A 3,868-nucleotide genomic window follows, 5' to 3' on the forward strand; every position below is an offset into this window, starting at 1 on the left:
GCGACGATGCCGACGACCTTGCCGTCCAGGCGGGCCAGGGCGCAGATGATGTTGCGCGCCCAGCGCTCGTGGACCTCCAGGTAGTCACCGTCGTCGACGATCTCCTCGATGACCTTGGTCATGTCGTACGGGCGGTTGCCGTCGGCCGGGACCAGGTCGAGCAGGACGTCGGAGCGGCGCTCGGCCGGGTCGTCCGACTCGTGCGCGGGCGGGTTCTCGCGGTTGTTGGACGGCAGCATCGAGATGAGGTACCGCACCTCGGCGAGGCAGGTCTCCTCGTCGTCGTACGCGAAGTGGCAGACACCGGAGGTCTCGGCGTGCACGTCGGCGCCGCCCAGGCCGTTCTGCGTGATCTCCTCGCCCGTCACCGCGCGGACCACGTCCGGACCCGTGATGAACATCTGCGAGGTGTCGCGGACCATGAACACGAAGTCCGTCAGCGCCGGGCTGTACGCCGCGCCGCCCGCGCACGGGCCCAGCATCACGCTGATCTGCGGGATCACACCGGACGCCTTGGTGTTGCGCTGGAAGATGCCGCCGTAACCGGCGAGCGCGCTGACGCCCTCCTGGATACGGGCTCCCGCGCCGTCGTTCAGCGAGACCAGCGGGGCACCGGCCGCGATGGCCATGTCCATGATCTTGTGGATCTTCGTGGCGTGCGCCTCACCGAGGGCTCCGCCGAAGATCCGGAAGTCGTGCGCGTAGACGAAGACCGTACGGCCCTCGACCGTGCCCCAGCCCGTGATGACACCGTCGGTGTACGGCTTCTTCGCCTCCAGGCCGAAGCCCGTGGCACGGTGCCGCCGCAACTGCTCGACCTCATTGAAGGAGCCCGGGTCGAGGAGCAGCTCGATCCGCTCGCGTGCGGTCAGCTTGCCCTTGGCGTGCTGCGCCTCGGTCGCCTTCTCGCTGGGCCCGCGCAGCGCCTGCGCACGGATCTCGTGCAGTTCGGCCACGCGCCCACGCGCGTCGGTGGGCTCGCCCCCGGAGGAGGCGGTCTCATCCAAAACGGTCATGTAGCGACCTTACGGAGCGCCCCCCAGGAAACGGACCGTCGACTCTGTACAGTCTCCGGGCCGTTTTCCTGGCACCCCCGGACAGAAGCGGGCGAGGTCACTGAAGAAGTGACTGCTCAACCCCTCCCCCTCTGTAGGTTTCCCACAAAGAGACCCGGCGGCAGCCACCGCCAGGCTTGTCGGTGCCGGGGAGCCTGCGCCCCGGCAGCATTGGCGGAGACCGACAACTGCCGCCGCCCGGTGACGGCCGCGCGGGCCCCGCGAGGCGCCACCTCAGGCGCGGCGTCCCGTGATGTCGCCCCCGTCTCCAGGACCGCCTCGCCGCGCACCAGCTCCCCCGCGGTCCTGATCGCGCACTCGCCGAAGGTCCCCCGCAGCGAGAACCGCCCCCTCCCCTCGGCGCCCCGGACCGAAAGGTTGAATGTTGAACAGAATCGCGCTACCTTCGATCTCGTTGAAGGTTCAACAAGAACTTCTCGACACCACCCCGAGCCACCAGGAGCTCCCCCCGCGGAGCCCGTCCCCCCAAGGAGCACGTCATGGGTCTCTTCGGCCGCAAGAACGACACCGCCACCGCGACCGCGCAGGCCGCGCCCGACACCGTCAGCCCGGAGTCGGCCGCGCTGAGCGGTGACTACACGATCGACGCGTCGCACTCGACGCTCGGGTTCGTCGCCCGCCACGCCATGGTCACGAACGTCAAGGGCTCGTTCCTCGACGTCACCGGCACGCTGCACCTGGACGGCTCCGACCCGTCCCGCTCGACGGCCTCCATCGACGTCAGGATGGACAGCATCGACACCGGCAACGCCGACCGTGACGGGCACCTGAAGAGCGCGGACTTCTTCAAGACGGACGAGTTCCCCGAGATGACCTTCCGGTCCACCGAGGTACGGGCGCTGGGCGGCGACGACTACCGCGTCACCGGCGACCTGTCGATCCTCGGGACGACGAAGCCGCTCTCCATCGACCTGGAGTTCAACGGCTCGGCCACCGACCCGTTCGGCAACGAGCGCGTGGGCTTCGAGGGCAAGGCGGAGATCCTCCGCTCGGACTGGGGCCTCACGTGGAACGCCGCGCTGGAGACCGGTGGCGTTCTCGTCTCCGACAAGATCAAGCTGAACTTCGACATCAGCGCCATCCGCGCGTGAGCACCGCCCGGCGGGGTGCCATGGCCTCGGCCGCGGCACCCCGCTCCCCGTCGGCGGCCTGCCCGGGAGGCCGGCGGCCTGCCTAGAAGTTCCCGCCTCCGCCGAAGTCGCCGCCCCCTCCGAAGTCACCGCCGCCCCCGAAGTCACCGCCCCCTCCGAAGTCGCCGCCGAAGTCGCCCGGGTCGAAGTCCGCGCCCGAGTAGTCGCCGCCCCCGAAGCCGCCGCCGAAGTCGCCGTAGCCCGCGCCGTAGTCCGCCGCGTACGCCGGGCCCGCCATCATTCCGCCGAGCATGGTGCCCACCAGGAGGCCGGGGAGCAGGCCGCCGCCGAAGTAGCCGCCCGCCCAGGGGCCGTAGGCCGGGCCCGCCTCCCAGTAGGGGCGCCGGTCGCCGTACTCCGTGGCCACCGTCCGCACCATCGGGTCCCTGCCGTCCGCGAGCCGCGCCGCGTCCGCCGCGCAGACCGGGACCTCGCGCTCCGCGCCGCCGGCCGGGGCCCACACGGCGTCCTCGACCGAGGGGCCGTGGCGCGGGTCGAAGAAGCAGGGAGCGCGGCGCTCGGGGAGTTCGCGGCCCTCGCGGCGCGCGGCGAGCAGCGCCAGCGAGAAGCGGCCGTCCTCCAGGGCCTCGGTCACCGCGCGCACGTCCTCGGGGCGCCGTGCGGCGGCCATGGCGGACTTGGCCTTCTCGTAGGCGTCGAGCGCGCGCCCGTAGTCGGCGCGCATCGCGTCGTCCGCGCCCGCCTCCGCGGGGTGGAAGTCGAGCCGGTCGAGTTCCTCGCCGAACGCGGTGATGTCCTCGTCGACGACGACGGTGAGTCTGTGCAGCGCCTCGCGCTGCGCCTCCTCGTGGCGCCGCTTCTTGCGCCGGATCACGGCGTAGGCGCCGACGCCGCCCGCCACGATCACCACGCCGACCCCGCCGAGCGCGCCCGGCGAGATCCCTTCCATGGAGCCGCCGTCCCAGGACCGCGGCGCGGTGCCCCTCGCCTGCCTGACCGCCTGGTCGACGAAGTCGTTGAGCTGGGTCTGAGCGTCCTGGCCGCGGACGAAGGAGACGAGGTTGGACACGGCGTTGCGCGGCAGGACCACACGGTCGGCCCTGGCGTCGAAGCCGTCGCCGAGCCGGACCGCGTAGACGCCCGTCACGCCCGTCTCCGCCCGCAGCCTGGAGAAGATGCCCTGCTGCGGGAAGTCCTCCGGCAGCACGGCGACGAAGACCGGCTTGTCGGCGTCCTCGATCTTCTCCGCCAGGGCGTCCGCCTGGCCGTCTGTGAGCTGGTCGGCGGCGGCCGGATCGACGTACACCGGCCCGTCCTCCCAGGCGGCGGCGACGTCCGAGGTGCTGGTGGCCGCCGTCGCCCCGGGTGCCGCCGTGAAGGAGGCGGCGCTCAGGGCGAGCAACAGCCCGGACAAGCCGACAGTGACCCGCTTCGTCCGATTCCTCATACTTCGAACGTAATACTTCGCGCGGAACCCAGCGAGCGCGTCGGCCTCCCTTTCCTGAGGGCCTGTGTCATAACCCCGGTCGGATCAGCGTGCGGCGTCTGGTGCGTGCGATCGCAAGGCGCCGGAGCGTCCTCGATGGGGGTCCCCCCAGACCCTTCAGGTCTGGGGGAGGAGCCACGTGGGCGTTTCGGCAACGCCGCATGGGGGTCCCCCCGCGCCCTTCAGGCGTGGGCGTCTGGCACGCACTCCCCCAC

3 protein-coding genes are annotated in these 3,868 nt (G+C 71.6%); 1 reads left to right on the forward strand and 2 read right to left on the reverse strand.

Annotated elements, in window-relative coordinates; all coding sequences use genetic code 11:
• The coding region (locus AB0I16_RS35665; RefSeq protein WP_363253839.1) for a carboxyl transferase domain-containing protein at positions 1-1,016 on the reverse strand (1,016 nt) is incomplete at its 3' end.
• Positions 1,017-1,555: 539 nt separating this feature from the next.
• Between AB0I16_RS35665 and AB0I16_RS35670 the strand changes: the two genes are divergently transcribed.
• Positions 1,556-2,167, forward strand: a complete 612-nt coding sequence (locus AB0I16_RS35670) for a YceI family protein (RefSeq protein ID WP_363253840.1) — start codon at positions 1,556-1,558, stop codon at positions 2,165-2,167.
• An 82-nt stretch (positions 2,168-2,249) separates the two neighbouring features.
• Here the strand turns inward: AB0I16_RS35670 and AB0I16_RS35675 are convergent, their stop codons facing one another.
• On the reverse strand, positions 2,250-3,614 hold the full coding sequence (locus tag AB0I16_RS35675) for a hypothetical protein (protein WP_363253841.1): 1,365 nt from the start codon (positions 3,612-3,614) through the stop codon (positions 2,250-2,252).
• Positions 3,615-3,868 lie beyond the last annotated feature (254 nt).

The sequence above is a fragment of the Streptomyces sp. NPDC050703 genome, from assembly GCF_040654435.1.
Classification (GTDB): domain Bacteria; phylum Actinomycetota; class Actinomycetes; order Streptomycetales; family Streptomycetaceae; genus Streptomyces.